General features: G+C 45.2%; 30 protein-coding genes and 1 tRNA gene. All 31 read left to right on the top strand.

The genetic code is table 11. The features are described from left to right. The first annotated feature begins 5 nt into the window (after positions 1–5). The 31 genes from BM210_RS04750 (at position 6) to hisC (ending at position 24,692) form a co-directional block, all read left to right on the top strand. Complete coding sequence (locus BM210_RS04750; RefSeq protein WP_091165062.1) at positions 6–1,013, top strand: NAD(P)H-dependent glycerol-3-phosphate dehydrogenase; 1,008 nt, start codon at positions 6–8, stop codon at positions 1,011–1,013. A gap of 180 nt (positions 1,014–1,193) precedes the next feature. After that, positions 1,194–1,472, top strand: coding sequence for a stage VI sporulation protein F (locus tag BM210_RS04745; RefSeq protein ID WP_091165059.1), 279 nt, complete (start codon positions 1,194–1,196; stop codon positions 1,470–1,472). A 195-nt stretch (positions 1,473–1,667) separates the two neighbouring features. Next, entirely contained in the window at positions 1,668–1,847 is a 180-nt protein-coding gene (locus BM210_RS04740; protein WP_091165057.1) for a DUF2768 family protein, read from the top strand. Positions 1,848–1,866: 19 nt separating this feature from the next. Beyond that, complete coding sequence (locus tag BM210_RS04735) at positions 1,867–2,160, top strand: 2Fe-2S iron-sulfur cluster-binding protein (protein ID WP_091165055.1); 294 nt, start codon at positions 1,867–1,869, stop codon at positions 2,158–2,160. Between the two features lie 57 nt (positions 2,161–2,217). Beyond that, positions 2,218–2,820 (top strand): nucleotidyltransferase domain-containing protein, encoded by a 603-nt coding sequence (locus BM210_RS04730; RefSeq protein WP_091165053.1) that lies wholly within the window; start codon positions 2,218–2,220, stop codon positions 2,818–2,820. Positions 2,821–2,850: 30 nt separating this feature from the next. Further along, positions 2,851–3,186 (top strand): 2Fe-2S iron-sulfur cluster-binding protein, encoded by a 336-nt coding sequence (locus tag BM210_RS04725; RefSeq protein WP_091165052.1) that lies wholly within the window; start codon positions 2,851–2,853, stop codon positions 3,184–3,186. A gap of 3 nt (positions 3,187–3,189) precedes the next feature. Next, on the top strand, positions 3,190–3,936 hold the full coding sequence (locus BM210_RS04720) for a hypothetical protein (RefSeq protein WP_091165049.1): 747 nt from the start codon (positions 3,190–3,192) through the stop codon (positions 3,934–3,936). A 275-nt stretch (positions 3,937–4,211) separates the two neighbouring features. Next, positions 4,212–5,690, top strand: coding sequence for a stage IV sporulation protein A (gene spoIVA, locus BM210_RS04715; protein ID WP_091165047.1), 1,479 nt, complete (start codon positions 4,212–4,214; stop codon positions 5,688–5,690). A gap of 191 nt (positions 5,691–5,881) precedes the next feature. Next, positions 5,882–6,157 (top strand): HU family DNA-binding protein, encoded by a 276-nt coding sequence (locus BM210_RS04710; RefSeq protein WP_076227627.1) that lies wholly within the window; start codon positions 5,882–5,884, stop codon positions 6,155–6,157. Positions 6,158–6,330: 173 nt separating this feature from the next. After that, a tRNA-Pro gene (locus tag BM210_RS04705) sits at positions 6,331–6,407 on the top strand. 162 nt (positions 6,408–6,569) lie between these two features. Further along, the gene (locus tag BM210_RS04700) at positions 6,570–7,496 is read left to right on the top strand and encodes a phosphatase PAP2 family protein (RefSeq protein WP_091165045.1); all 927 of its coding nucleotides are present in this window, start codon (positions 6,570–6,572) and stop codon (positions 7,494–7,496) included. Between the two features lie 102 nt (positions 7,497–7,598). Beyond that, entirely contained in the window at positions 7,599–7,826 is a 228-nt protein-coding gene (mtrB, locus tag BM210_RS04695; protein WP_091165043.1) for a trp RNA-binding attenuation protein MtrB, read from the top strand. Between the two features lie 102 nt (positions 7,827–7,928). Next, positions 7,929–8,462, top strand: a complete 534-nt coding sequence (locus BM210_RS04690) for a hypothetical protein (protein ID WP_091165041.1) — start codon at positions 7,929–7,931, stop codon at positions 8,460–8,462. A gap of 80 nt (positions 8,463–8,542) precedes the next feature. Continuing rightward, positions 8,543–9,406, top strand: coding sequence for a heptaprenyl diphosphate synthase component 1 (locus BM210_RS04685; RefSeq protein ID WP_256223246.1), 864 nt, complete (start codon positions 8,543–8,545; stop codon positions 9,404–9,406). An 11-nt stretch (positions 9,407–9,417) separates the two neighbouring features. Further along, a complete protein-coding gene (locus BM210_RS04680) occupies positions 9,418–10,137 on the top strand; it encodes a demethylmenaquinone methyltransferase (protein WP_091165036.1) in 720 nt (239 codons plus the stop codon). Between the two features lie 22 nt (positions 10,138–10,159). Then, positions 10,160–11,035 carry a UbiA-like polyprenyltransferase gene (locus BM210_RS04675; RefSeq protein WP_091165034.1) on the top strand — a complete coding sequence of 292 codons (876 nt, stop codon included), beginning with the start codon at positions 10,160–10,162 and terminating at the stop codon, positions 11,033–11,035. After that, positions 11,032–11,655, top strand: a complete 624-nt coding sequence (locus tag BM210_RS04670) for a UbiX family flavin prenyltransferase (RefSeq protein WP_091165032.1) — start codon at positions 11,032–11,034, stop codon at positions 11,653–11,655. The genes BM210_RS04675 and BM210_RS04670 overlap by 4 nt, the downstream gene beginning before the upstream one ends. Continuing rightward, positions 11,652–12,626: a polyprenyl synthetase family protein gene (locus BM210_RS04665; protein ID WP_091165030.1), complete on the top strand. Its 975-nt coding sequence runs from the start codon at positions 11,652–11,654 to the stop codon at positions 12,624–12,626. The genes BM210_RS04670 and BM210_RS04665 overlap by 4 nt, the downstream gene beginning before the upstream one ends. 76 nt (positions 12,627–12,702) lie before the next feature. Further along, the gene (ndk, locus tag BM210_RS04660) at positions 12,703–13,146 is read left to right on the top strand and encodes a nucleoside-diphosphate kinase (RefSeq protein WP_091165027.1); all 444 of its coding nucleotides are present in this window, start codon (positions 12,703–12,705) and stop codon (positions 13,144–13,146) included. Positions 13,147–13,161: 15 nt separating this feature from the next. Next, the gene (locus BM210_RS04655; protein ID WP_091165026.1) at positions 13,162–13,941 is read left to right on the top strand and encodes a CheR family methyltransferase; all 780 of its coding nucleotides are present in this window, start codon (positions 13,162–13,164) and stop codon (positions 13,939–13,941) included. 76 nt (positions 13,942–14,017) lie between these two features. Continuing rightward, positions 14,018–14,182, top strand: a complete 165-nt coding sequence (locus tag BM210_RS34640) for a hypothetical protein (RefSeq protein WP_177237629.1) — start codon at positions 14,018–14,020, stop codon at positions 14,180–14,182. A gap of 178 nt (positions 14,183–14,360) precedes the next feature. Next, positions 14,361–15,524, top strand: coding sequence for a chorismate synthase (gene aroC, locus BM210_RS04650; protein WP_091165024.1), 1,164 nt, complete (start codon positions 14,361–14,363; stop codon positions 15,522–15,524). 63 nt (positions 15,525–15,587) lie between these two features. Continuing rightward, on the top strand, positions 15,588–16,682 hold the full coding sequence (gene aroB, locus BM210_RS04645) for a 3-dehydroquinate synthase (protein ID WP_091165022.1): 1,095 nt from the start codon (positions 15,588–15,590) through the stop codon (positions 16,680–16,682). 3 nt (positions 16,683–16,685) lie between these two features. After that, on the top strand, positions 16,686–17,063 hold the full coding sequence (aroH, locus tag BM210_RS04640) for a chorismate mutase (protein WP_091165020.1): 378 nt from the start codon (positions 16,686–16,688) through the stop codon (positions 17,061–17,063). Between the two features lie 256 nt (positions 17,064–17,319). Then, complete coding sequence (gene trpE, locus BM210_RS04635; protein ID WP_091165017.1) at positions 17,320–18,861, top strand: anthranilate synthase component I; 1,542 nt, start codon at positions 17,320–17,322, stop codon at positions 18,859–18,861. A gap of 36 nt (positions 18,862–18,897) precedes the next feature. Next, on the top strand, positions 18,898–19,941 hold the full coding sequence (gene trpD / locus BM210_RS04630) for an anthranilate phosphoribosyltransferase (protein ID WP_091165015.1): 1,044 nt from the start codon (positions 18,898–18,900) through the stop codon (positions 19,939–19,941). Further along, positions 19,928–20,728 (top strand): indole-3-glycerol phosphate synthase TrpC, encoded by an 801-nt coding sequence (gene trpC, locus BM210_RS04625; RefSeq protein ID WP_091165013.1) that lies wholly within the window; start codon positions 19,928–19,930, stop codon positions 20,726–20,728. The genes trpD and trpC overlap by 14 nt, the downstream gene beginning before the upstream one ends. Positions 20,729–20,736: 8 nt before the next feature. Then, positions 20,737–21,528 carry a phosphoribosylanthranilate isomerase gene (locus BM210_RS04620; protein ID WP_091165010.1) on the top strand — a complete coding sequence of 264 codons (792 nt, stop codon included), beginning with the start codon at positions 20,737–20,739 and terminating at the stop codon, positions 21,526–21,528. Then, on the top strand, positions 21,509–22,714 hold the full coding sequence (gene trpB, locus BM210_RS04615) for a tryptophan synthase subunit beta (protein ID WP_177237628.1): 1,206 nt from the start codon (positions 21,509–21,511) through the stop codon (positions 22,712–22,714). The genes BM210_RS04620 and trpB overlap by 20 nt, the downstream gene beginning before the upstream one ends. Beyond that, positions 22,701–23,513: a tryptophan synthase subunit alpha gene (gene trpA / locus BM210_RS04610; RefSeq protein ID WP_091165006.1), complete on the top strand. Its 813-nt coding sequence runs from the start codon at positions 22,701–22,703 to the stop codon at positions 23,511–23,513. Before trpB ends, trpA begins: the two co-directional genes overlap by 14 nt. Positions 23,514–23,591: 78 nt before the next feature. Further along, complete coding sequence (hisC, locus tag BM210_RS04605; protein ID WP_091165005.1) at positions 23,592–24,692, top strand: histidinol-phosphate transaminase; 1,101 nt, start codon at positions 23,592–23,594, stop codon at positions 24,690–24,692. Positions 24,693–24,699 lie beyond the last annotated feature (7 nt).

Raw genomic sequence — 24,699 nt, 5'->3', positions numbered from 1 at the left:
GGCTCATGCCTCGAAAAGTATCTGTGCTTGTAGCTGGAAGCTGGGGAACGGCCATTGCCTCCGTGCTGGCAGAGAACGAGCTGGAGGTAACCTTATGGTCGCGTAATGAAGAGCAGGTATTGGAGATTAATCGGGAGCATCGCAACCGCCGGTTTCTGGGGGATACGGAGCTGTCTGCCAAAATTCATGCCACAACCTCGATGGAAGAAGCGTTATTTCAAGCCGATGCGGTATTCGTGGTAGCTCCTTCCTCTGCAATGAGGAATGTTGCTTCACAAATGAGAGCGTTCTTGTCTAAAGACACGCTTCTTATTCATGCTACCAAAGGCTTCGAAGCAGATAGCTTGAAAAGAATGAGTACCGTGTTAGCTGATGAACTGCCAGATTATGATGCGGCTTCTATAGTCGTTCTATCGGGACCGAGTCATGCTGAGGAAGTTATTAAACAATGTCCGACCACCGTTGTTGTTGCTTCGGAGAATAGTGCAGCAGCGGAGGCCGCTCAGGATCTGCTTATTAATTCTTACTTTCGAGTTTATACGAATCCGGATGTCGTTGGTGTTGAAGTCAGCGGCGCATTGAAAAATATTATTGCTCTAGGGGCCGGTTTGACTGATGGTCTGGATTTTGGGGACAATGCAAAGGCTGCATTGTTAACCAGAGGTTTAGCTGAAATATCCCGACTTGGAATTGCAATGGGGGGAAATGCCCTTACGTTTGCCGGCTTGGCAGGCATTGGCGATCTGGTTGTTACCTGCACAAGTAAGCACAGCCGAAACTGGCGTACTGGCTATTTGTTGGCTCAGGGTAAGCCGCTGTCCGAGGTGCTGCAGGAAATGGGAATGGTTGTAGAGGGTGTCAAAACGACGCAGGCTGCGTATAAGCTATCCCGTCAATATGAGGTAACGATGCCGATTTCCGAGCAGCTGTACGAGGTGCTTTTTAATGGCAAAGAACCTGTAGCCGCTGCAGACGACTTGATGGGCCGTGGACGTAAGGAAGAGATTTATTGAATCAGACAAGCCTTTATAAACTATCTGGAACCCTTTAGACTACCGCCTACACGATTGATATCCCTTCTTCATAAAATACTTCAGTAGGACTAAGTTTGCCTACCATGCAGCATTGCTCAAAGATTCTGAGGGTGCTTACGAAGATAGCTTTCCTAAAGGAAAGCTTGTAGGAGGGATAAAATGGCTAATAAGGATGTATCCAAGGATGTTCTGAACGCTGTCAAGAAAAGAACCGGAAAGAGTGTAAGCGAGAAGGACATTCATAAACTCGCTAGCGCAGTCAAGCCTTCTACCATGCAAAGCGATGCTCAATTGAAGCAGCTCATTAAACAGGTGTCTAGTCTTGTTAATGTAAATGTTTCAGAGGCAACGGTTAATGAATTGATTCATGCCATCAAAAGCAGCAAGATTAACGCAAACAACATGGAGCAAATGGTGAAGATGATTTCCAAAAAATGATCGGTACCGGCATGAGCCACTCCTTTGGGAATGGCTCATTTTTTTTATATTGGCACAATGAATACGAATGTTGAATGATTGCTATGAAGATATTCTGTCACATAGGCTTCACGGCTTAAAGTCACGTAGCTTTGTGAATTATGGTATAATAGGGCATGTTTAGGCCTATTTGATTTGTATAAGGAGCAGCGAATAATGAGTCCAATGGATAAAATGTGGGCATCGTTCGTTGCCATCGGATTGATGGCAGGAGCGTCCTTCTTGATTTCATACGCAAGAAACCGTACAAAGGGTTTTCTACGGATTATTTTGTCTGTAATTGCGTTTCTAATGTTTGTGCCTATTTTGCTGTATATGGTAGTGTCTATTTTGTAAATGGAGGATAAAACCCGTTATGATCTTGCTGAGCGGACGTAAGGTTCAAAAACATGTAGAATGGGAAAGTGGTCTGACGGTACTGGATTTGGCTCTCAAGCATGAAGTGGATTGGGGGTTTGCTTGTACTCGCGGTACTTGTGCGCGCTGCCGTTGCTTGGTCACAGAGGGTAAAGAGCATCTTAAAGAAGTGACGGATGCGGAATGGGATCGATTAGAACCGGAGGAATTAGAAGCGGGATACCGGCTTGCTTGTCAGACGGTCATTAAAGAGGATGGTCCAGTAACGATTACGCATAAACCGTATTTCTGATCAGGTTGGTCTGGCATCCGGTGACACGATTCTCAAGGCTTGCAGGGGGAGTGGCAGATGTTTGCAAGGGAAACACTAGCAGGACCTCTCAGAGCGGTTCTGGCTAGCTTACAGAACGTTAAGGCGCCATGGCTAGTAGGCGGAAGCTGTGGGTTGCTGCTGCAAGGCGTTGCTCTGACCGCTGCTCCTCGTGATCTGGATCTGTATGTCGACGCTGAGGGAGCACCGGAGCTTCATCAGGCATTATCCCTTTATGCTGTAGATTCGCAGGTTGAAAACCGCACCTCCATCTATCGCTCTGTTCTTAGTCATTACAGGATTGAGGAGACCCAGGTTGAGCTTGTAGGTGGGTTTGAAGTTACCTGTAAAGACAGCTTATATAAAGTGGAAGTGGATTTTTTGCGTCGCCACTATAGTCCTGTGTTTCATTTATCCGGTAAGGGTTCCTCAGAGGATAGTTTAGAAACATTGCATCTAATGCCATTGGAGCACGAGCTTATGTTCAATGTACTTCGCAATCGGCCGGATCGGTATGAGGCTATCGCGGCGGTCCTGAAAAGTCGACAATCGGCATGGAGTGAGGCCATGGAAGCTTTGGTAGAGCGTAATGCATGCAGTGATTTCCTTATTCAAGAGCTCAAAAGCCTTCTGTTAGCGTAAGCAGATGGAGTAGGAGGAAGGTGTGAAGGTATGGGAGCTAATGTGAGTTTTGAACCGGACAATAAATCCTTTCAAGCCAAGCTGGGGATGTCAATTCTGGAAGCTTCCCGCAAGGCTAGAGTGCATATTCGAACACGCTGTGATGGTAAGGCGGCTTGTTTAATGTGCAAGGTCATTGTGCCCGATCAGTCCGGTCTAGCTCCGCTTAATACGAATGAACGATTAAAGCTGGGTGGACTGCAGGACCAGGGGTACCGCCTTGCCTGCCAAGCCAAGGTGACCGGGGATGTGACGGTAACAATTCCTGAAGATCCATTAAAAGCTGCGATTCGCAAGCAGTTGGAAGCTCAGCGAGAGGACGATTAATTAATGAGAAACAGAAGAGGGTCAGCAGCCGTCTTATTTGTCTTCGCACTATGTACGATGCTGCTGACAGGCTGTATGTATCCACAGGAAATGCGTAAAGAGCAGCAGGTTGCATCAGGGGAATTTGTGGTCGTTGTTCAAAGTGCAATTGACCAGTTTCAGGCCAAAACGCAAGTTTTACCGATTAAAAACAGTGAAGAAACCACTCCGATTTATGAAAAGTATCCGATTGATTTTAAAAAGCTCAAAGAACGTTCGTTGATCAGTAATGTACCGGCAAATGCTTTCGAAAATGGCGGAAGCGTGATCTATGTCCTGGTTGATGTGGAAACTAAACCGACCGTCAAAATGATGGATCTTACTTCATTTCAGAAAACCGTTGAGGTTCAGAAGCTTGTAGACGAATACAAATCCCGGAATAATGGACAAATTCCTAAAGGAGAAGCGGTTGCTCCTGCTTTTTACCGGATTGATTTTGCGAAAATGAACAAAAAGCCGATCGTAGCACAAAGTATGTATACACGACAGGTACAGCTTCCTTTTCTAATGAACGATATGGGGCAGGTAGCTATTGATTACGCTGAGGAAATGATGAGACTCATTGATAAAAAATCGCTGCAGGCCGGCTTGAATGACAAGCAGGACTTGAGGGAGCTATTAGTTAAGGAATCCTATTATGTGCCAGCACGCTCCTACCCGTATCACTGGATCAATGGACAACCTACGCCAGTTATGGGAGTACCTATGTAAGCAAGTATAATACGTTAACGGCTCGTCAGCCTCTATCACCTTGAAATTTGAAGGGAGATAGAGGTTTTTTACGTTGTTCAGAATAATTGGCGCGTCCCGTTCATATAGTTTCAGAGAGAAGAAGCTGCGGCTCGCTATGCCGTTATGAGCAAGGAGTGATAGCAAGAAAGTCCGGCTAAACAATTTATCATAATTGGCTGACTCGTACATATATTTTACTAATCTAAAAGAATAGTACGAGTTTCGCTTTATACCACCTGTAGGAGGGATTCTCATTGGAAAAAGTGGATATTTTTAAAGACATTGCAGAGCGTACGGGCGGGGATATTTACCTGGGGGTCGTAGGGGCGGTCCGTACAGGGAAGTCGACGTTTATCAAACGTTTCATGGAATCTATCGTGCTGCCGAATATTCAAAACGAAGCGGATCGGGCGCGTGCAACGGATGAGCTCCCGCAAAGCGCGGCGGGACGTACGATCATGACGACTGAACCTAAGTTCGTACCGAATACAGCTGTACAGCTGCATGTAGCAGAAGGCTTGAATGTAAACGTTCGATTGGTGGATTGTGTCGGTTATGTGATAGATGGGGCTAAAGGCTACGAGGATGAGCATGGACCAAGAATGATTAACACACCTTGGTTCGACGAAGCTATCCCATTTCAGGAAGCGGCTGAGATCGGCACAAGGAAGGTAATTCAGGAGCATGCGACACTTGGTGTGGTTATCACCACGGATGGTTCCATCGCCGAAATTCCGCGTTCCTCTTATGTAGACGCTGAAGCCCGTATTATTAATGAGCTCAAAGAAGTGGGTAAACCTTTCATTGTGATTGTAAACTCAACCAAGCCCAATGGTGAAATAGCTCAGGAGCTTAGAAGCCAACTGCAGGCAACACACGATATCCCTGTAGTGTCGATGAGTGTAGCCAATATGAATGAAGATGACATGATGTCTGTGCTGCGCGAAGTGCTTTACGAATTCCCTGTTCATGAAGTTAACGTCAATCTTCCGAGCTGGGTTATGGTACTGTCAGATAGTCACTGGCTGCGCTCACATTTTGAGAATTCGGTCAGGGAGACGGTTCAGGATATTCGCAGACTTCGTGATGTAGATCGTGTTGTTAGCCATTTTGAGGAATATGAGTTTATTGATAAAGCTGCCTTAGCGGGAATGAATATGGGCCAAGGTGTAGCTGAGATTGATTTGTATGCGCCAGATGAGCTGTATGACCGGATTTTGATGGAGGTCGTCGGTGTCGAGATCCGCGGCAAGGATCATTTGTTGCAAATGATGCAGGAATTCAGTCATGCCAAAAGGGAATACGATCATTTTGCAGAAGCACTGGAAATGGTAAAAACCACAGGGTATGGAATTGCCCCACCGTCACTTGCGGATATGGCACTTGATGAGCCGGAGCTCATCCGTCAAGGCTCACGCTTTGGCGTCAGGCTGAAGGCGACCGCACCTTCTATACACATGATTCGGGTCGACGTAGAATCCGAGTTCTCGCCGATTATCGGAACAGAGAAGCAAAGTGAAGAGCTGGTTCGATATTTGATGCAGGATTTCGAAGACAATCCATTGAAAATATGGGAGTCGGATATATTCGGAAGATCGCTTCATTCCATTGTGCGGGAGGGAATTCAAGGCAAGCTGGCGATGATGCCGGACAATGCACGATATAAGCTTCAAGAAACGCTCGGTCGGATCATCAATGAAGGCTCAGGCGGATTAATTGCCATAATATTGTAAAAAAATAAATAAAAGTGATAAAAATGCACTCCGATGGGTGCATTTTTTGGTTTATACTTGATAAAGTGCCGAGGGTGTATTAATATAATCTTGATTTGTTCGGTTTCCTTATTTTCCTATGTATATTTTTGAACATTTCAGTTAACAAAGAAAGTAACGGTATAAATTACTCTTGGGGGGAGGTGAATGGCATGAATAAATCTGAATTGATCAACAAGGTAGCAGAAACATCCGAGCTTTCCAAAAAGGATGCGACTAAAGCAGTTGAAGCTGTATTTGAAGCAATTTCCGAAGCCCTACAAGGTGGAGATAAAGTGCAATTAGTTGGATTTGGAAACTTTGAAGTTCGTGAACGTTCCGCTCGTAAAGGACGTAACCCGCAAACAGGCGAAGAAATCGAAATTCCTTCTAGCAAAATCCCAGCTTTCAAACCAGGCAAAGCTTTGAAAGATGGAATTCAATCATAATGTTTTTTCCTACATACTCATTTCTACATACTTCCGTTGTATGAACTGATGGTATGAGCGGACACCTTAACCTGAACAGGTTAGCGTGTCTTTTTTTGTTGCGTCCAAATATAAATATATTCTTTACAAACGGAAGGACCAATTATATAATCATTTTTAATGATATCATGCATCGGGGTATGGCGCAGCCCGGTAGCGCGCACCCTTGGGGTGGGTGAGGTCGCACGTTCGAATCGTGTTACTCCGACCATGAAAAAGGCATCGTCAAGTCGATGTCTTTTTCTATTGCGTGGATCGAGAACCATCTTTTTTATGTTAAAATTTTATGAAGCAAATTAAGCTAATTTTTGATATACTTAGCCGACGGCAATTCATATGTCATATCATTGTTGCAAAGGGGAAATACTAGATTATGTACAACCGAGCGAGGGGATGGCTGGCGTCCCTGGATTGGAGCCATTATGGAATTATTGCATCCATTTATCTGATATGGCGTATCGGTGAAGGTGGGGGCTGGAGTGAAGCGTGCTGGATGCTGCTCCTGATATGCTTGTTAGGTGTTCGTACGGATCAGATTGATGTTGATTGGAAACGTTTTTTTGTATTTGGATTACCCCTGTTATATTTATTTTATTATTTTTACGGATCAGGTAACAGCGTATGGTGGAGCATCGCAAACTGGATGTTTGAAAACAACCGACATCCTTGGACATGGGATGAAGCGATGAATAGCATTCCGCTCAACAATGCAGCCTGGATGCGAATTTATAACTCCCCGGCACTGGATCAGGCAATGGTTTGGGTGTACAATTACGGCTTCGTGTTATCGTTATGGCTTTGTATCGTACGCAGCTTTTGGACAAGAAGCATTAAAAAGATGCTGTCCTATGCACTATCGGGTCATGTTTTGCAATTTCCATTGATCTTGCCTTTCTATAACCTGATTCTGCTGAGAGAGGTTTGGTACGTCAAAGGCCAGCCCGATCTGTTGGGAAGAGTGTTTGCGAACGAGAATGAGATGCTGGTGAATGTGATGAACTGCTTTCCGAGTATGCATACATCGATTTCCTTTGCCATGCTACTGCTGGCTCTTCGTGAGAAGGACCGGATATTCAAATATATGATGGTCACTTACTGCTCATTGATTATTATTTCGACCATGTATTTGCAAATTCACTGGGTACTGGATGTTTTTGCAGGTATGGCTTTCGCCTATGGGACTGTCAAGCTGGCAGATTTTCTTATTCGTGTTTGCTCAAACTGGCTGCCAGAGTGGTTAAAAGGCTATTACAACCAAAAACAAAAAAAGAAATATCCGGATACGACAATGGTTGCCTGATGGCAGCCATTTTTCTTGTCTGATTGTGATTAAAGAGTTGACAATATAGTTAATTTTCTGCATCATACAAGTAAGTAAGCATGGACAGGAAGGAAGATTATTATGGATTCCAAACAAAGTCAGGAAGAATATTTCGTTATTAAAGCCAAGGAAAATGGCGTACAGGTTATCGGTCTGACCCGAGGACAGGATACGAAGTTTCACCATACCGAAAAACTGGATAAAGGCGAGATCATGATCGCCCAGTTTACGGCGCATACCTCGGCTGTGAAAATCAGAGGTAAAGCTGTAGTGATGACGAAGCACGGTGTTATGGACACTGAGGAATAATTTTTCTTGGTTCCTGCAGGCATAGCCTGCTTTTTTTTGTTGTACAATGGTAAGAGCAGAACGTCGCTCTGCGCACCCGAATGTAGATTGGGGAGTTGTACAATGAAATGGTTGATTCGGCTGCTTGCCACTTCGATTTTATCCGTCTGTGTCGTTCTGTCAATTTCATTATTGCCGCAGTTAGAAAACAATTGGGACTCACCTGTTTTCAGCTTGGTAAGAGCAGAGCCGTTAACGGAATTAAACGTTGTGGACGTTATGAGTAAATTGCAGCTTCATATGCGCATACGTAGAGTAGAGGTTAGTCAAGCTATCGTATCGGTTGACCTGTTGGCTTCTCCATCTTCGGACAGATTAGAAATTCTCAAGGATGTAAGCGGAATACCGCAGTTGTTTTTCAGTCATTCTTCCAACATTAATCAGGTTTTGGTTCGAGTTTTGGATGGTTCCAAGCAAGTCGGTGGCAGTGCTTCACTACTCATTGCGGCAGATGCGCGACGTGAGAAAATGGTTAGAATGGATTACAGACTGGAGATAAAGACTGCGGAGGAAATGGAGAAAAACCTACAGTCTCATTATCGGATGACCTTTACGCCTAATTGGCGAGAGAAATTTGAAGTAAAAAGTTCAAATTGATATTGTGCGTCAAGACTTTGATTGTGCTATAATAGTTTGGATTATGATCAAGAGATGTTCTTGTACCGGTTCGGAGGCTAATGATGAATTGTTATCGGATACCAGAGATGGCCCAAAAATATATAGATTATGACATGATACAGAAATACACAGAGCTCCCGCAATTCCCAGAAATTCGAACACGGATCTTATATGCTTTTCTCAACAAAAATAACGTACTGCAGCAATATAGCGAGTTGTTCAGTCTCGTAACCAGTCTAGTTCAGTTGGGTCTCGACACACATGATACCGTGAGTATTACTAACCAAGCCAAGGATATGAAATCGGCCAGATCGAGGCAAATCAAGGTGCTGGCAGGTGATTATTTTAGTGCCCGGTTTTATTATCTGCTTGCAGAGGCAGGACATATTGCTATGATAGGAACACTATCAGATGCCATTTGTGAAGCCAATCGGTTAAAGATTGTTTTTTATCAAACGATAAAGGGCTTGAGTATGACCTCTGAAGAGTATGTTGCTCAATCGGTGGAAATTAGATCAAGGATTTATATGGCATTCTCCAAGTTAATGGATGAGTCGCTGAACAAGGTTTGGCCAGAAATACTGAGGTTATTCACACAATGTGAGCTGCTGCTTCAAGAAATTGTCAAGCCGGAGAAACAGCAGCTGCCGGACAGTTGGAGCTTTGGTTATATGCTGCAGCAGGTTTCCAAAGAAGAACGCAGGAACATGCAGCTTGAGGAACCTGATCCAAGTAAAGTACGCTCTATTTGGATGAAATACAATATTTCATCGCAGTTGTATCAACTGCTGGAAATAACAACACGTCAGCTTAAGGATAAGCTGCAAACACTTGATAACAAAGAACTAAGTCAAGAACTTATATCGATTGGAGAACCGTTTGAACGTTACCTATCGACTCCAAAAGTGCTTGAAGAAATTTGAGGTGAACCGAAGTGCAGTCCAAATCAAAAGAAGAATTTGTTCATTCTGTCTTTGAAAGTATCGCTCCCAAATATGATCTAATGAATGATATTATAAGCTTCCGCAGACACAAGGCCTGGCGGAATTTTACAATGAAGAAGATGAACGTTCAGCCTGGGAGTACCGCTATTGATCTATGCTGTGGAACCTGTGATTGGACGATTAGCTTGGCTAGAGCAAGTGGTACCGGGGAAATGGTCGGTCTGGATTTCAGCCAAAATATGCTTGATTATGGAGCAGTCAAAATTCGCGAAGGCGGATTGGACAAGCAGATTAAGCTTGTTCAAGGTAATGCAATGCAGCTGCCTTACGAGGATAATACCTTTGACTATGCGACAATCGGATTTGCGCTACGTAACGTGCCTGATCTTATTAAGGTAATCGAAGAAATGCAGCGTGTGGTTAAGCCTGGCGGAATGGTCGTTTCGTTAGAATTGTCCAAGCCTACCTGGCAGCCATTCAAAGGGTTGTACTATTTTTATTTCAATTCTATTTTGCCTTTTTTGGGTAAATTGATCGCCAAAAGCTATGAGCAGTATAAGTGGCTTCCGGAATCCTTGATAAGCTTCCCTAATCATAAGCAGCTTGCCGAAATTTTCAAAAAGACGGGGTTGACTCAAGTTCAGGCTTTTCCGCTAACCGGAGGCATCGCAGCACTTCATATCGGCATCAAGGGGCAGTCGGCGGAATGACAAACGGGAGTGGTGGATTTAGATGCTATTGAAAAAGACGAAAATTTTTTTGGAAATGATCAAAATTGAGCATACGCTCTTTGCACTGCCGTTCGCATTTATGGGAGCGATATTAGGTTCCATCGTTATGACTAACCATTTACCGGGTTGGGCAGCCATAGGCTGGATCATTCTCGCGATGGTAGGCGCTCGCAGCGCGGCCATGGGGTTGAATCGAGTCATTGATAAGGTATTTGATGGTAAGAACCCGAGAACAGCTGCCAGGGCGATTCCTGCAGGATTGATTTCTTCGAAAGAAGCAATTATTTTCATTGTGATTTCATTCGTACTGTTGTTCTGGGCTACATCTAATTTAAGCTCGCTTTCCATGAAGCTGCTGCCTGTTGCGGTCTTTTTTCTTGTGTTTTATTCGTATACAAAGCGGTTCACTTGGGCTTGTCACTTGATTCTGGGCTTGACGCTCGGATTAGCTCCGCTTGGAGGCTGGGTCGCTGTCACGAACGATATCTCCTGGGCGGCTATCGTTTTTTATGTGTCGGTTTCCTTCTGGACTGCAGGGTTTGATGTGATTTATGCTTGTCAGGATACCGAATTTGACAAGAATGAAGGATTGCATTCGATACCACAACGATTTGGCGTTGCTAAGGCATTGCGAATTGCCCGCTGGTTCCATGTGATTACAGCTGTCGGACTTATCGTCTTATTTTATTTAACGGACCTGAGCTGGATCTATTTGATCGGTATTCTTATCGCTAACCTTTTGTTGTTTTATCAGCATAAGATCGTTAACCCTACGAACCTGAGCCGCGTAAATATTGCCTTTTTTACCTTGAACAGCATATTGAGCTCAGTTGTCTTCATCTTCACTCTGGCTGATTTGGTGGTGCTCCATAAATGAGTCGACCTTGGGTGATTGGCATAACCGGAGCTAGCGGAGCGGCTTATGGTGCACGTTTGTGCACCTATTTGCTCTCTATAGGGATGGAACTGCATGTGTTGATTACGGATGCTGGCTGGCGGGTGCTCAAGGAAGAGCTGGGTTGGGAATCAAGCAACAGGAAGGCAACGCTTCAAAATCAATTTGGTTCCCAGCCGGGGAGCTTTCATTATCATCCGATTCAAGATATTGGTGCGAGTACAGCTAGCGGTTCATTTCGAACTGCTGGGATGGTTGTTGTTCCTTGTTCAATGGGAACTTTGTCAAGTGTTGCAAGCGGTGCCTCAGATAATTTACTGGAGCGGACGGCAGATGTAATGCTTAAAGAAGGCAGGCCGCTGATCATGGTTCCCCGCGAAACGCCATTACATGCGATACATCTTGAAAATATGTTAAAGCTGTCCAGAATGGGCGTTCGAATGATTCCGGCTATGCCAGCTTTTTATCAAGGACCTCAGACCATAGAGGACATGATTGATTTTGTAGTAGGTAAAATATTGGACGCGATGCAAGTGGAGCATGAATTGTTCAAAAGATGGGGTTCACAGGGAGATAAATCTGTGACGCAGGTGACGGAATGAAATTGATCGAATTATACGCCAAAATGAAAAAAGATATAACCTATATCGAAAAAGAGCTGGAGCGAAGTATCGATAATGAACATGAACTGCTTCGTGAAGCTTCACTCCATTTGTTAAAGGCGGGCGGCAAAAGAATCCGGCCTGTTTTCGTACTGCTGGGAGCGAAGTTCGGCACTTATGACATTGAGCGAATCAAGCACATAGCAGTTCCCTTAGAATTAATCCATATGGCCTCATTGGTACATGATGATGTCATTGACGATGCTTCGACACGCCGCGGTCAGAAGACTGTCAGATCTAAATGGGACAATCGGATTGCTATGCACACAGGAGACTATATATTTGCCAAAGCTTTAACGGTCGTCACGAAGCTGCCGAATGCTACCATTCATCAGATTATGTCGAAAGCGATTGTCGAGATGAGTATCGGAGAAATGGAGCAAATCCGTTTCTTTTTCAACACAGAACAAACGTTACGTGACTATTTGCTGCGGATTAAGCGTAAAACAGCGCTGCTGATAGCGATAAGCTGCCAGTTAGGTGCGATTACAGCTGGTGCTGAGGACGATTTGTCTTTGTGTCTGTATCGATTCGGTTACAATGTTGGGATGGCGTTTCAAATTCGCGATGACTTGCTTGATTTGTGTGGCTCCGAGAAGGAGATTGGTAAACCGCCTGGCAGCGATATTCGTCAGGGGAATATTACGGTCCCGGTTATATTTGCTCTGCAGCAGCCTGAACTTCGAGGCGCTTTATTGGAGCAAATGCAGCAGATTAAGGATGCTGACGGCCAAACAGACATTAGTGAGTTTATAAGGTTGATCCGCAGCAGTGATGGTATTCACAGATCAGAGCAGTTGGCTTCGAGTTATATTGATAAAGCAATAGCCGCACTTCAGGGCTTGCCAGATATTCAAGCTAAGAAGGATTTTGTCGGAGTTGCTCATTTTATCGGGAATCGTTCGTATTAAATGTTAGCTTTTGCCATGGAATGGTTATCATAATACTATAACTATGTTATATTGGGACTTAAAAGGAGGATGGAATATGGAACGCAGCTTTTTGATGGTAAAGCCGGATGGCGTGCAGCGTGGGGTTATTGGTGAGATTGTAAAACGATTTGAACAAAAAGGCTTTCAATTGATTGGGGCCAAATTGATTCAAATGTCGAAGGAACAAGCCGAACTGCACTATGTGGAGCATACAGGTAAAGATTTTTTTGAAAGGCTTGTTACTTTCATTACATCAGGCCCGGTATTTGCTATGGTCTGGGAAGGCGATCAAATTATTGCTTTGTCCCGAACCATGATTGGTAAAACTAGTGCTGTAGATGCTGCGCCAGGAACCATCCGTGGGGATTACGCGATACATACAAATTTCAATTTAATACATGGCTCTGATTCTCCTGAGAGTGCTGAGCGGGAAATTAATAACTTTTTTACTGAAAAAGAACTAGTGAGCTACACCAAGTCTGTACAAACGTGGATTTAGGATGGGATGTTGGTGATGGAAGATCAAGATTTTTTGTTATTTGTAAAAAAGGTCAAGGATTATACGTCGATTGATTTGGCTCAATATAAAGAAGCCCAGATGAAGCGCCGTTTGACCACATTGAGAACCAAAAAAGGCTATGATACGTTTGTCGCTTTTTTTGAAGCGATGACCAAGGATAAAGATTTGTTCTATGAGTTTCTGGATCGCATGACGATTAATGTATCAGAGTTCTGGCGCAACCCGAACCGTTGGGAAGTGTTGGAGCGTGTCTTTATTCCGGATATGCTTCGTAAAAGCCGTAAGCTCAAGTGCTGGAGTGCAGCCTGCTCCACGGGGGAAGAGCCTTATACGCTGTCGATGATTCTTGCCAAGCAAAATGCGTTAAATGATACTCATCTGCTAGCCACGGATATTGACGATGGTGCTATTGCCAAAGCCAAAAATGGCGTATATTCGGACCGTTCAATTCGGGATGTTCCTCAGGCTTACCTTGATAAATATTATAAAAAAGAAAATTTGACTTATTTGGTGAGCGATGAGTTGAAAAAGGGCATCCGCTTTCAAAAGCAAAATTTGCTGACGGATAAGTTCGATACCCAGTTTGATCTTATTATTTGTCGAAATGTGATGATCTATTTTACCGAAGAAGCGAAGCATCTGTTGTACCAAAAATTTGCAGATTCCCTTAAGCCAGGTGGCATTTTGTTCGTAGGCAGTACAGAGCAAATTTTTTCACCAGGTCAATATAAGCTGGAGCCGGCTGAAACCTTTTTCTATCGGAAGAAAGAATAGCTGCTGATGTATAAACTTTTCCAGTCCTGCCCATACTAAGGAGTAATTAGTATTCGTAAACTCTTAGGAGGGTCAAATGGACAAAAGGAAGGTTATTATGGCTTACCGCAAGGGCTTTATTACGATGCAGGAATGTGCACAGATTCTCGGAATTGATTCTATGCAGATTCTTGGTTTTGTGGATGCACCCGACCAGACCGTACATGCGGAACCCTACATCAAACAATCGATCCATGTGTGAATTAGATCTTCAACCATCCTTATAGAGAAGGAAAGAAGCGCAACCTCGGCTTTCACGCCGCTGCATGCGCTTCTTTTTTTGTGTATACGTTTCTTGTCAAACTGTGAAGCCTATACTATAATTAGCAAAGGAATCGGGTACATACCTAGGGAAGAGATTGTCGGAAGGGGATAAACAAGTGAGATATTTAACGGCAGGAGAAACGCACGGACCACAGCTGACTGCGATTATCGAAGGCTTTCCAAGTAATGTCACGATTGACTTCGAGAAGGTGAACTTTCAACTGGGTCGCCGTCAAAAAGGCCATGGTCGCGGACGCCGGATGCAAATCGAGCAAGATACCGCAAGTATTGTTGGCGGCGTAAGACATGGTAAAACAACGGGGGCGCCAATTGCGCTTGTGGTGGAGAACAACGACTGGAAACACTGGACTTCAGTGATGAACATTGAACCGATTGAAGGCAGTGACGAGTCCAAACGAAGAGTAAACCGTCCGCGTCCGGGTCATGCGGATCTTAACGGCGGTTTGAAATATAATCAAAAGGATTTACGCAATATTTTGGAGCGTTCAAGCGCGCGAGAAACAACAATGCGTGTTGCAACGGGAGCAGTCGCTCGTCAATTGTTGGAAGCGTTTGGTATTAAGGTGGCTGTCCAAGTTATCCGTATTGGTGACGTAGAGGTGCAGCGTCAGGAATTGCCAATTGATGAACTGATCCGTATTACGGAGGAATCTCCAGTACGTGTAGTTGACAAAGAAGCAGAAGCCCGTATGATAGCTGCGATTGATGCTGCCAAAGAAGATGGGGACACGCTTGGTGGTATTGTGGAATGCATCATTGAAGGTGTACCGGTTGGATTAGGCAGTCACGTCCAGTGGGATCGCAAGTTGGATGGTCGCATCGCCCAGGCTGTATTATCAATTCAAGCCTTCAAAGGCTGCGAAATTGGTATCGGTTTCGAAGCTGCTAAGCTCAGAGGCTCCAAGGTTCATGATGAAATTATGCATAGCGAAGAACGAGGCTTTTATCGTGCGTCGAATCGTGCAGGCGGCTTTGAGGGTGGCATGACAACAGGTGAGCCGATTGTGGTGCGTGGAGTTATGAAACCTATCTCGACTTTGTACAAAGCATTGCAAAGTGTTGATATCGACACCAAAGAGCCATTCACAGCGCAAGTAGAACGTTCGGATACGTGTGCGGTACCAGCCGCTGGTGTTATTATGGAGAATATTGTCGCTTGGGAAGTAGCCAACGCATTTCTTGACAAATTCGGCGGCGATTCTTTGGAAGAAATTCGCAGAAACTATGACAGCTACCTGGAGCAGATCAAGAGCTATTGATTTTGACTGCTACAACCAATCAGTTGCAGGTAAACCGTTATGCAGATGGGAGCGATGAGACGAATGAGAGAGCTAAAGGTTGATTTGGGAGAGCGTTCTTACCCCATTTACATCGGGCAAGGCATCATTGAACAAATCGGAGATTTATTCAATAAACACGGAATTAGCAAAGGCTCGCCGATGCTCATCGTTACGGATGATCATGTAGCCAAGCATCATTTGCCTCAGGTTCTGAGCTTGCTGGAGGCGTCCGGCTTTAAACCCACTTCATATACAGTTGCTTTTGGGGAGCAATCCAAATCATTGAGTGTTTTGGAGGATATTATTGGCGTTGCCCTGCAGGCTGGGTTGGATCGTAAATCAACGATTGTCGCTTTAGGTGGCGGTGTGGTCGGAGATTTGGCGGGTTTTGTGGCTGCCAGCTATATGCGTGGAGTGAAATTCGTGCAAATTCCGACTACGATCCTAGCACATGACAGCAGTGTAGGCGGCAAGGTCGCAGTCAATCACCCTCTTGCCAAAAACATTATCGGAGCTTTCCATCAGCCCGAGCTCGTGCTTTATGACACATCTACGTTACAGACACTGCCGGATCGAGAAGTCCGTGCCGGACTATCTGAGATGATCAAGCATGGCTTGATCTGGGATGCTGGATTTACAGCATGGCTGGAAGAAAATGCGGAGAAGCTTGTCCATCTGGATGCTGAAGCTTTGGAGTATGGCTTATATGAGGGCTGTCGCGTAAAAACGATTGTCGTTTCCGAGGATGAAAAGGAGCACGGCTTGCGTGCCATTTTGAATCTGGGACATACAATTGGTCATGCCCTCGAAGCCATTGGTGGTTACGGCGAACTGCTGCATGGAGAAGCAATTTCGATTGGGATGGTAGGTTCGGCCAAGGTTGCTGTTCGTTTGGGCTACTCGGAGGAAATTTACACCACAACGAAACGTATTTTGCAAGCATTTGGATTACCCACAAGTATACCTTCGCACCTGGATACAGATGCGATTATGAGTGCCATGATGCATGACAAGAAGTTTGATGAAGGCAATATCGTCTTTATCGTACCAATCGAAATTGGTAAGGTGGAGATTAACAAGAATGTGTCCGCGGCTTTGGTGAGAGATGTCGTGGAACAGCTGAAACGGGAGGTATAGCACATGTTTGTTCGGGGAATTCGCGGTGCGACAACGGTAGAAAACAATGAAGAAAATGAAATTTTAGCGGCAACAACAGAAATGTTGAATCATATTATTGCCGAGAATGGCATTGTACCGGATGAAATCGCTAGTGTATTTGTGACAGTAACGACCGATTTGACAGCGACCTTCCCAGCTCGTGCAATTCGTGCAATGGAAGGCTGGGAGCTTGTACCGCTGATGTGTTCACTGGAAGTTCCAGTTATCGGCAGTCTTCCATTGTGCATCCGGTTGATGGTGATGGTCAATACTGAGAAGAAACAGGATGAGATCGTTCATATCTATTTGAAGGAAGCAATGCGTCTTCGTCCCGATTTATCCAAATTGACAAAATCATAATACAAATAGTATAGTATGGGTAGCAAGTAGCATTTCCAGACGAGTTGAGTAGAGTGAGTAGTTAGTAGAGCAGAGTTGAGATGAGCCGAGTGTAACACCGAATACCGTACAGGTGCTTATTTGTGTGCGTGTATAGCTGCTGCTGTAAGAATAGCAGTGCTGTTTCGGTATGGTTAATATCATCTGCGATACCCACCTCTACTTCACGTAGAGGTTTTTTGTTTTTTAAATGAGATGAGCAGAGGAGAGTGCGTCCATGTACACACCAGATCTTAAAGAAGTGATCCAACTATCCAAGCAATACAATTTGGTCCCAATCGTTCGTACATTAATGGCGGATACGGAAACGCCGATTCGTGTATTTCAGCATTTTTATCATGAAAAGCGTGCTTTTTTGTTAGAAAGTGTTGAGGGTGGGCTCAAATGGGCGCGTTATTCGTTTATTGGTACAGATCCATTCATGATGATTACAGCGAAGAACGGCGTGACCGAGGTTGAAACACAGTCAGAGAAGAAACATACCATAGAAAAGCCGATTGATGTGTTGAAGGCTTATCTTCGTTATTATAAAAGTCCCGCTTTGCCTGATTTGCCAAGGTTTACTGGTGGTGCAGTTGGATTCTTTGGTTACGATCTGATGCAATATTATGAAAAACTGCCTCCACACAAGGTAGATGATTTGCAGATGAACGATATTCAATTTATGTTTTGTGATCAGGTCATTGTGTTCGACCATTTTAAACAACAGCTTAAAGTCATAGCCAATGTGCACATTCCCCAGCAAGGAACGGATGCAGATATTGCGGCAGCATATGAGGCAACGATTGCCAAGATTGAAGAGACAATTGAGCGTCTCAGACGTCCTCTACCAGGACTTACGTTGTCACAGCAGTCTATCCCAACGGATGTGGAATTGGGCGAGGTCAAATCCAATTTGACCAAGGAGCAATATATAGCCAATGTGGAGCAGGCGAAGGAATATATTCGGGCGGGAGATATTTTTCAGGTGGTGCTATCGCAGCGTTTTGAGATCGAAACAGAAGTATCCCCACTGCATGTATACCGAATCCTGCGTACATTGAATCCTTCACCGTATATGTATTGCCTCAAAATGGACGACGAGGTGATCGTTGGAACTTCACCAGAGCTGCTTGTCCGCGTAGAAGACGAGAAGGTGGAAACACGTCCGATAGCCGGAACCAGACCAAGAGGAAAAACTCCTGAGCAGGACGATGCATATGAAGCTGAGCTGCTTGCGGACGAAAAAGAACGTGCCGAGCATTTGATGCTCGTAGATCTGGGGCGCAATGATATTGGCCGTGTGGCTGAGTTTGGTTCGGTTCACTGTGATACATTCATGCAAATAGAGAAGTATTCGCACGTGATGCACATCGTTTCCAACGTGTCAGGTAAAATCGCCAAGGATAAGGACTTTTTTGATGCCTTCCTCTCTTGTTTACCGGCAGGTACAGTATCTGGTGCACCGAAGCTGCGTGCAATGGAAATTATAGCAGAGGTTGAGAATGAATCACGTGGCGCTTATGCAGGGGCTATTGGTTACCTCGGTTTCTCCGGAAATCTGGACACTTGCATTACGATCCGTACAATTATATTCAAAAATGGCAAGGCGTACGTTCAGGCAGGAGCAGGTATCGTATGGGATTCGGTTCCAGAGAGTGAATACCAAGAGACTATTAATAAAGCAACAGGTATGCTCAAATCGATCCGTACGGCGGAAATTGTGTTTGCCCAAAAGCCGCTGGCACCTTCCGTCATTAATCATGATTATTACCAATAATTCTTATTCATTCTTATAAGAAAGGAAGTTACGGCTATGGATCATATTATTACGGTTCAACAGGCGATACAGAAGGTGCTTGACTCCGGGCATTTGACACGATCAGAAGCAGCTGCGGTTATGTCAGATATTATGGACGGCAAAGTAACGCAAGCACAGATTGGTGGGCTCCTTACGGTTCTTCGGATGAAGGGTGAAACCATTGAAGAGATTACCGGATTTGCCGAGGCTATGCGTTCTAAAGCAAATCACGTAATGACGGAGCAAAGCCAATTGCTGGATACTTGCGGCACAGGTGGAGACGGAGCAGACACCTTTAATATATCAACTACTGCAGCGATTGTTGCAGCAGCAGGAGGCATAAGAGTAGCCAAGCATGGGAATCGTGCCATGTCGAGCAAAAGCGGCAGTGCGGACGTATTGGAAGCCCTTGGAGTCAATATTACGCTGGACCCGCTACAGGCGGCACAATGTCTGGAGCAGGTGGGTATATGTTTTATGTTCGCACAGCTGTACCATCAGTCGATGAAGCATGCAGCGGCTCCGCGCAAGGAGCTTGGCGTCAGGACGGTTTTTAATTTGCTGGGGCCGCTGACTAATCCGGCAGGTGCAGATCGCCAGGTGCTTGGTATATTCGATCGCGACAAGACTGAAACGATGGCTTATGTTATGCAGGCACTGAACGTAAAGCGAGCACTCGTCGTTGCTAGTTATGACGGATTGGATGAAATTAGTATTTCGGATGCGACTCAGCTGACGGAACTGAGAAATGGTGAAATTACTACCTATGAGATTACCCCAGATTTACTGGGGTTGAAGCAAAGCAGTTTAAAGGAAGTTATCGGTGGGGATGCAGTGACGAATGCAGAGATCGTCCGTGATATTTTCCAAGGTTCGCACGGTGCTTGTCGCGATATCGTATTGGCCAATGCTGCGGCATGCTTTTATGTCACAGGTAAATGCGCTACACTGCAAGAAGGTGTCAAATTTGCGGCCCATGTGATCGATTCAGGACAGGCCGCCTCGAAGCTGCAGCAATTAGTCCAATGTACAGGAGAGCTAAGCCATGTTTCTAGATAAAATTGTAGCGACCAAACATAAAGAGGTTGCTCTGTTGAAAGAGCAAACAACTATCGCAGACATGGATAAGCAAATCGCTTTGCTTTCTCCATGCCTCGGTTTTGAACGAGCACTAACAACTGATCGCAAGCGCTCAATGGGACTCATAGCTGAAGTAAAGAAGGCCTCGCCTTCCAAAGGGCTGATCCGTGCTGATTTTGAGCCAGTTAAGCTTGCACAAGCCTATGTGAATGCAGGGACCGATTGCATTTCTGTATTGACGGATGTCGATTATTTTCAAGGCTCGAACGATTACTTACAGGCGGTGCGAGCGGCAGTACAAGTACCTATTCTACGTAAAGACTTCACCATTGATCTACATCAGATTTATGAAGCACGTGTCATCGGCGCGGATGCGATTCTATTGATTGCCGCTATTCTGACAACTGAGCAGATGCGGGAATTTTCCAAGGTCGCCAAAGCAATTGGGCTGGATGTGCTCGTAGAGGTCCATGATCAAGCAGAGCTTAACCGTGTATTGGAGCTTGACGTATCTTTAATTGGGATAAACAATCGCAATTTGCAAACCTTCGTTACGGATTTGAAAACAACAGAGGAGCTTATTGCCCACATACCTGATGGTGTGACGATTGTCAGCGAAAGCGGCATCTCGCTGCCTTCCGAGGTATCTTATCTTCAATCAGTTGGTGCTGAGGCTTTGCTTATCGGGGAGCACTTCATGCGTCAGCCAAGCGTTGAGCAGGGTGTACATGATTTAATGGGTGCATTTGCATTGAAAGGGCAGTGAGGCAAGCGATGAGCAGTATTAAAATATGCGGACTTCAGCAGCCGGAGATGGTGCGCTCCATTCTCCATTTGCCTATAGATTACATTGGCTTCTTATTTGCCAAGAGCAAGCGTCAGGTTACACCTGAGCAAGCTTCCAAAATGATTGAGGTGCTCGACGAGCAGCGTGCTGCAGGTCTGAGTCATCCTTTATCTGTAGGGGTATTTGTGAATCCTTCTCAGTCCGAGCTAACCTCGATCATGCAGGAGGCGCGTCTGGATGTCATTCAATTTCATGGTCAGGAAAGCCCTGAGCATTGCCAGTGGGTCAAAGATACGTTCCCAGGTGTGCAGGTGTGGAAGGTTGTGTCTGTAGTAAAAGGCAATCAATCCCACAGTGATCATACGTTAGCGGTAACTGTGAAAAGTGAGTCGAATACAGCTCGGCATAAGGATGATGAGGGCGCCGCTGGTGTGCCAACGGCTGTAGAGTTGAACCATGTAGATGCCTTGTTAACCCCTTATAAGTATGTAGTGGACGCAATTCTTTTGGATACATTCGATCCTGAATATGGCGGCGGCTCGGGTAAAACCTTCGCTTGGGAGGCAATTACTGCTTATCAGGCATGGTGCAGCGCGGTTAACCTGCGTCTCTTTGTAGCGGGGGGGCTGCTGCCGGACAATGTTGGTGAGCTTCTCGATACGTATGCTCCAGATGGTGTGGATGTTTCAAGTGGTGTAGAGACGGATGGTATGAAGGATATAAATAAAATTACTCGATTTGTGGAAAGGGTGAAGCATCGTGATACAAGTACCGGATGAGCAAGGAAGGTTCGGAAAGTTTGGAGGACGTTATGTTCCAGAAACCTTGATGAATGCGTTGATTGAGTTGGAGACAGCTTATAAAAGCTTTGTGAAGGAAGATAAATTCCAACAAGAGCTGAATCACTTTTTACACCAATATTCAGGCAGACCGACTTCGTTATTTTATGCGGAGCGCTTGTCGGCTCATTTAGGTGGAGCGAAGATCTATTTGAAGCGTGAGGATTTGAACCATACCGGAGCGCACAAAATTAACAATGCGTTGGGCCAAGGTTTGCTGGCCAAATGGATGGGCAAAAAGAAACTGATCGCCGAAACCGGTGCAGGACAGCATGGTGTGGCCACAGCGACCGTTGCAGCATTGCTTGGTTATGAATGTAAAGTGTTTATGGGTGAAGAGGATATGAAGCGTCAGCAGTTGAATGTGTTCCGCATGAATTTGCTCGGTACCGAGGTTGTTCCAGTCGTATCAGGTACCAGAACTCTGAAAGATGCATGTAATGAAACACTGCGCTATTGGGTAAGTCATGTTGACGATACATTCTACATTCTCGGATCGGCTACAGGTCCGCATCCATATCCTATGATGGTTCGCGATTTCCAACGGATTATCGGAGATGAATCCCGCAGACAAATTTTGGAGCAGGAAGGCAGACTTCCGGATACGATCATTGCAGCAGTCGGTGGAGGCAGTAACGCAATCGGAATCTTTTACCCGTTCGTGGGGGACACCAGCGTACGCTTAATTGGTGCTGAAGCGGCAGGAAAAGGCATTGATACGAAGCTGCATGCAGCTACAATGACCAAGGGCAGCCATGGAGTGTTTCAGGGCTCAATGAGCTATTTGCTGCAGGACCAATTTGGACAGGTTCAAGAAGCACATTCGATCTCAGCAGGTCTGGATTATCCGGGAATTGGTCCGGAGCATGCCTATTTGAAAGATTCCAATCGTGCCGAGTACTATCCGATTACGGATCAGGAAGCACTTGATGCTTTGCAACTGCTAAGTCGGACAGAAGGAATTATTCCAGCACTGGAAAGCGCGCATGCGATTGCACAAACGATGAAAATAGCTCCAACGATGGGCAAGGACGAGATTATTATCGTAAGCTTATCAGGTCGCGGAGATAAGGATGTAGAAGCCATTATGAAGCATTTGGGAGGCAGCGCTAATGAATCGCATTGACCGTAAGTTTGCCGAGCTTAAGGAGCAGCAGAAGCCTGCTTTTATCCCGTTTTTGACGATGGGAGATCCGGATATCAGAACCTCGATTGATATCATTAAACAATTGGAGCTCTCTGGAGCAAGCATCATTGAATTAGGAGTTCCGTACTCGGATCCGCTCGCAGATGGTCCTGTTATCCAGCGTTCTTCACAGCGCGCATTAGGCAGCCATCAAATATCAATCAGGGATTGCATTGAAGCGGCGCGCGTGGCAAGAAGCGAAGGTAGTGAACTGCCTTTCATTTTGTTTACTTATTATAATCCGGTGCTGCAGCTGGGATTGGATAAGATATTCCCTTTGCTGCAGGAAAGTGATATCAGTGGTCTTATTATTCCTGATCTACCTATGGAGGAGGATCAAGAGGTACAGACATTGGCAAAAGCCCATGGCATTCATTTAATACCGTTGGTGGCACCAACTTCCAAGGAGCGAATTGAGCGTATTGTCACCCGTGCGTCGGGTTTTGTTTATTGTGTATCTTCATTGGGTGTAACAGGAACGAGAACTCAATTCCATAGTGGTATTGATCAGTTTATCGAAACGGTGCGACAAGCTACGACACTTCCGATCGCGGTTGGCTTTGGCATTTCGAATCATGAGCAATTTGCTAAATTTGCGCAAAGCTGCGATGGCATTGTTGTAGGGAGTGCGCTGGTGCGCCAGATTGAAGAAGTGCTCCCTTTATTTGCAGAGGCAGCGACTCGACCGCAAGCTTTGCAGCAGATTGATGATTTCGTGAGCAAATTAATAGGATCGTAATGATTGGCAAGCGCACGTTAAATAAGTTAAAATAGTGGTTACGAATGGATACAACAATTCTTGAATGGAGTGACCTGCGTGCAACCTAAAAAAAATATTGTCCATCTTCCTGTTTATAAACCTGGCAAGCCCATGGATGAAGTGAAAAGAGAGCTCGGCTTAACCGAAGTGATTAAGCTGGCTTCCAATGAGAACCCATTCGGGTGCTCTCCAAAAGCAAAAGAAGCCATTATAGCGAATATTGATCAATCCAGCATTTATCCAGACGGTGGTGCTGTAGAATTAACGGCTGCTGTGGCCAAGCATTTCAATGTGGGCACAGATCAGGTGATTTTTGGAGCTGGGTCTGATGAAATTATTTTGATGCTGGCACGCGCGTATCTGGTTCCAGGTGATGAGAACATTATGGCTACTCCAACATTTCCACAATACAAGCATAATGCTGAAATTGAAGGTGCTGTAAGTATCGAAGTTCCTTTGAAGGAAGGCACGCATGATTTGCAGGGGATGCTGGACCAGATTAACGAACGGACGAAAATTATTTGGTTGTGCAACCCTAACAACCCGACAGGTACGATGAATTCTCATCAAGAGGTTGTTGATTTTCTGAATGCTGTACCTGCCCATGTGTTGGTCGTACTTGATGAAGCTTATGCCGAGTACAATGTAAGCGGAGAATACCCGGATAGCATTGCACTTGTTAATCAATTTAAAAATGCCATCGTTCTTCGTACCTTCTCCAAAATTTATGGACTTGCCTCCCTGCGGATTGGCTATGGTATCGGTCATCCTGAAGTGATCCGGTCGATTAATCAGGTGCGCGAACCCTTTAATACAACTGGTTTTGCTCAAAAGGCTGCCCTAGCAGCGTTACAAGATGAAGCCTTTATTAATGACTGCCGCGAAGCTAACGCACGAGGAATCGTATATTTATCTGAACAATTCAAAGCGCTGAAGCTGCCTTTTTATCCGGCACATGGTAATTTTATGATGGTGGATGTACAGCGTTCAGGAGCTCAGGTTTTTGACTCACTGCTGCGCAAAGGTATTATTATTCGTCATGACCCGACCTGGAAGCTGCCAACGATGATTCGTGTAACGGTTGGAAGCCAGGAACAAAATGAGAAGTTTATCGGCGCGCTGCAGTTAGCGCTTAATGAAGTAACTGCAGGTGTGTAGGCGGAAG

It is taken from the genome of Paenibacillus sp. 1_12 (genome assembly GCF_900114475.1).
Lineage (GTDB): Bacteria > Bacillota > Bacilli > Paenibacillales > NBRC-103111 > Paenibacillus_S.
Note: the sequence above shows the minus strand (reverse complement) of the source record. Positions and strands in the feature narration are given on the sequence as shown.

What these genes read in the sequence shown, in the direction of transcription:
- BM210_RS04750 (WP_091165062.1), top strand. Translation starts at nt 6, where the DNA reads ATGCCTCGAAAAGTATCTGTGCTTGTAGCTGGAAGCTGGGGAACGGCC.
- BM210_RS04745 (WP_091165059.1), top strand. Translation starts at nt 1,194, where the DNA reads ATGGCTAATAAGGATGTATCCAAGGATGTTCTGAACGCTGTCAAGAAA.
- BM210_RS04740 (WP_091165057.1), top strand. Translation starts at nt 1,668, where the DNA reads ATGAGTCCAATGGATAAAATGTGGGCATCGTTCGTTGCCATCGGATTG.
- BM210_RS04735 (WP_091165055.1), top strand. Translation starts at nt 1,867, where the DNA reads ATGATCTTGCTGAGCGGACGTAAGGTTCAAAAACATGTAGAATGGGAA.
- BM210_RS04730 (WP_091165053.1), top strand. Translation starts at nt 2,218, where the DNA reads ATGTTTGCAAGGGAAACACTAGCAGGACCTCTCAGAGCGGTTCTGGCT.
- BM210_RS04725 (WP_091165052.1), top strand. Translation starts at nt 2,851, where the DNA reads ATGGGAGCTAATGTGAGTTTTGAACCGGACAATAAATCCTTTCAAGCC.
- BM210_RS04720 (WP_091165049.1), top strand. Translation starts at nt 3,190, where the DNA reads ATGAGAAACAGAAGAGGGTCAGCAGCCGTCTTATTTGTCTTCGCACTA.
- BM210_RS04710 (WP_076227627.1), top strand. Translation starts at nt 5,882, where the DNA reads ATGAATAAATCTGAATTGATCAACAAGGTAGCAGAAACATCCGAGCTT.
- BM210_RS04700 (WP_091165045.1), top strand. Translation starts at nt 6,570, where the DNA reads ATGTACAACCGAGCGAGGGGATGGCTGGCGTCCCTGGATTGGAGCCAT.
- mtrB (WP_091165043.1), top strand. Translation starts at nt 7,599, where the DNA reads ATGGATTCCAAACAAAGTCAGGAAGAATATTTCGTTATTAAAGCCAAG.
- BM210_RS04690 (WP_091165041.1), top strand. Translation starts at nt 7,929, where the DNA reads ATGAAATGGTTGATTCGGCTGCTTGCCACTTCGATTTTATCCGTCTGT.
- BM210_RS04685 (WP_256223246.1), top strand. Translation starts at nt 8,543, where the DNA reads ATGATGAATTGTTATCGGATACCAGAGATGGCCCAAAAATATATAGAT.
- BM210_RS04675 (WP_091165034.1), top strand. Translation starts at nt 10,160, where the DNA reads ATGCTATTGAAAAAGACGAAAATTTTTTTGGAAATGATCAAAATTGAG.
- BM210_RS04670 (WP_091165032.1), top strand. Translation starts at nt 11,032, where the DNA reads ATGAGTCGACCTTGGGTGATTGGCATAACCGGAGCTAGCGGAGCGGCT.
- BM210_RS04665 (WP_091165030.1), top strand. Translation starts at nt 11,652, where the DNA reads ATGAAATTGATCGAATTATACGCCAAAATGAAAAAAGATATAACCTAT.
- ndk (WP_091165027.1), top strand. Translation starts at nt 12,703, where the DNA reads ATGGAACGCAGCTTTTTGATGGTAAAGCCGGATGGCGTGCAGCGTGGG.
- BM210_RS04655 (WP_091165026.1), top strand. Translation starts at nt 13,162, where the DNA reads ATGGAAGATCAAGATTTTTTGTTATTTGTAAAAAAGGTCAAGGATTAT.
- BM210_RS34640 (WP_177237629.1), top strand. Translation starts at nt 14,018, where the DNA reads ATGGACAAAAGGAAGGTTATTATGGCTTACCGCAAGGGCTTTATTACG.
- aroB (WP_091165022.1), top strand. Translation starts at nt 15,588, where the DNA reads ATGAGAGAGCTAAAGGTTGATTTGGGAGAGCGTTCTTACCCCATTTAC.
- aroH (WP_091165020.1), top strand. Translation starts at nt 16,686, where the DNA reads ATGTTTGTTCGGGGAATTCGCGGTGCGACAACGGTAGAAAACAATGAA.
- trpE (WP_091165017.1), top strand. Translation starts at nt 17,320, where the DNA reads ATGTACACACCAGATCTTAAAGAAGTGATCCAACTATCCAAGCAATAC.
- trpD (WP_091165015.1), top strand. Translation starts at nt 18,898, where the DNA reads ATGGATCATATTATTACGGTTCAACAGGCGATACAGAAGGTGCTTGAC.
- trpC (WP_091165013.1), top strand. Translation starts at nt 19,928, where the DNA reads ATGTTTCTAGATAAAATTGTAGCGACCAAACATAAAGAGGTTGCTCTG.
- BM210_RS04620 (WP_091165010.1), top strand. Translation starts at nt 20,737, where the DNA reads ATGAGCAGTATTAAAATATGCGGACTTCAGCAGCCGGAGATGGTGCGC.
- trpA (WP_091165006.1), top strand. Translation starts at nt 22,701, where the DNA reads ATGAATCGCATTGACCGTAAGTTTGCCGAGCTTAAGGAGCAGCAGAAG.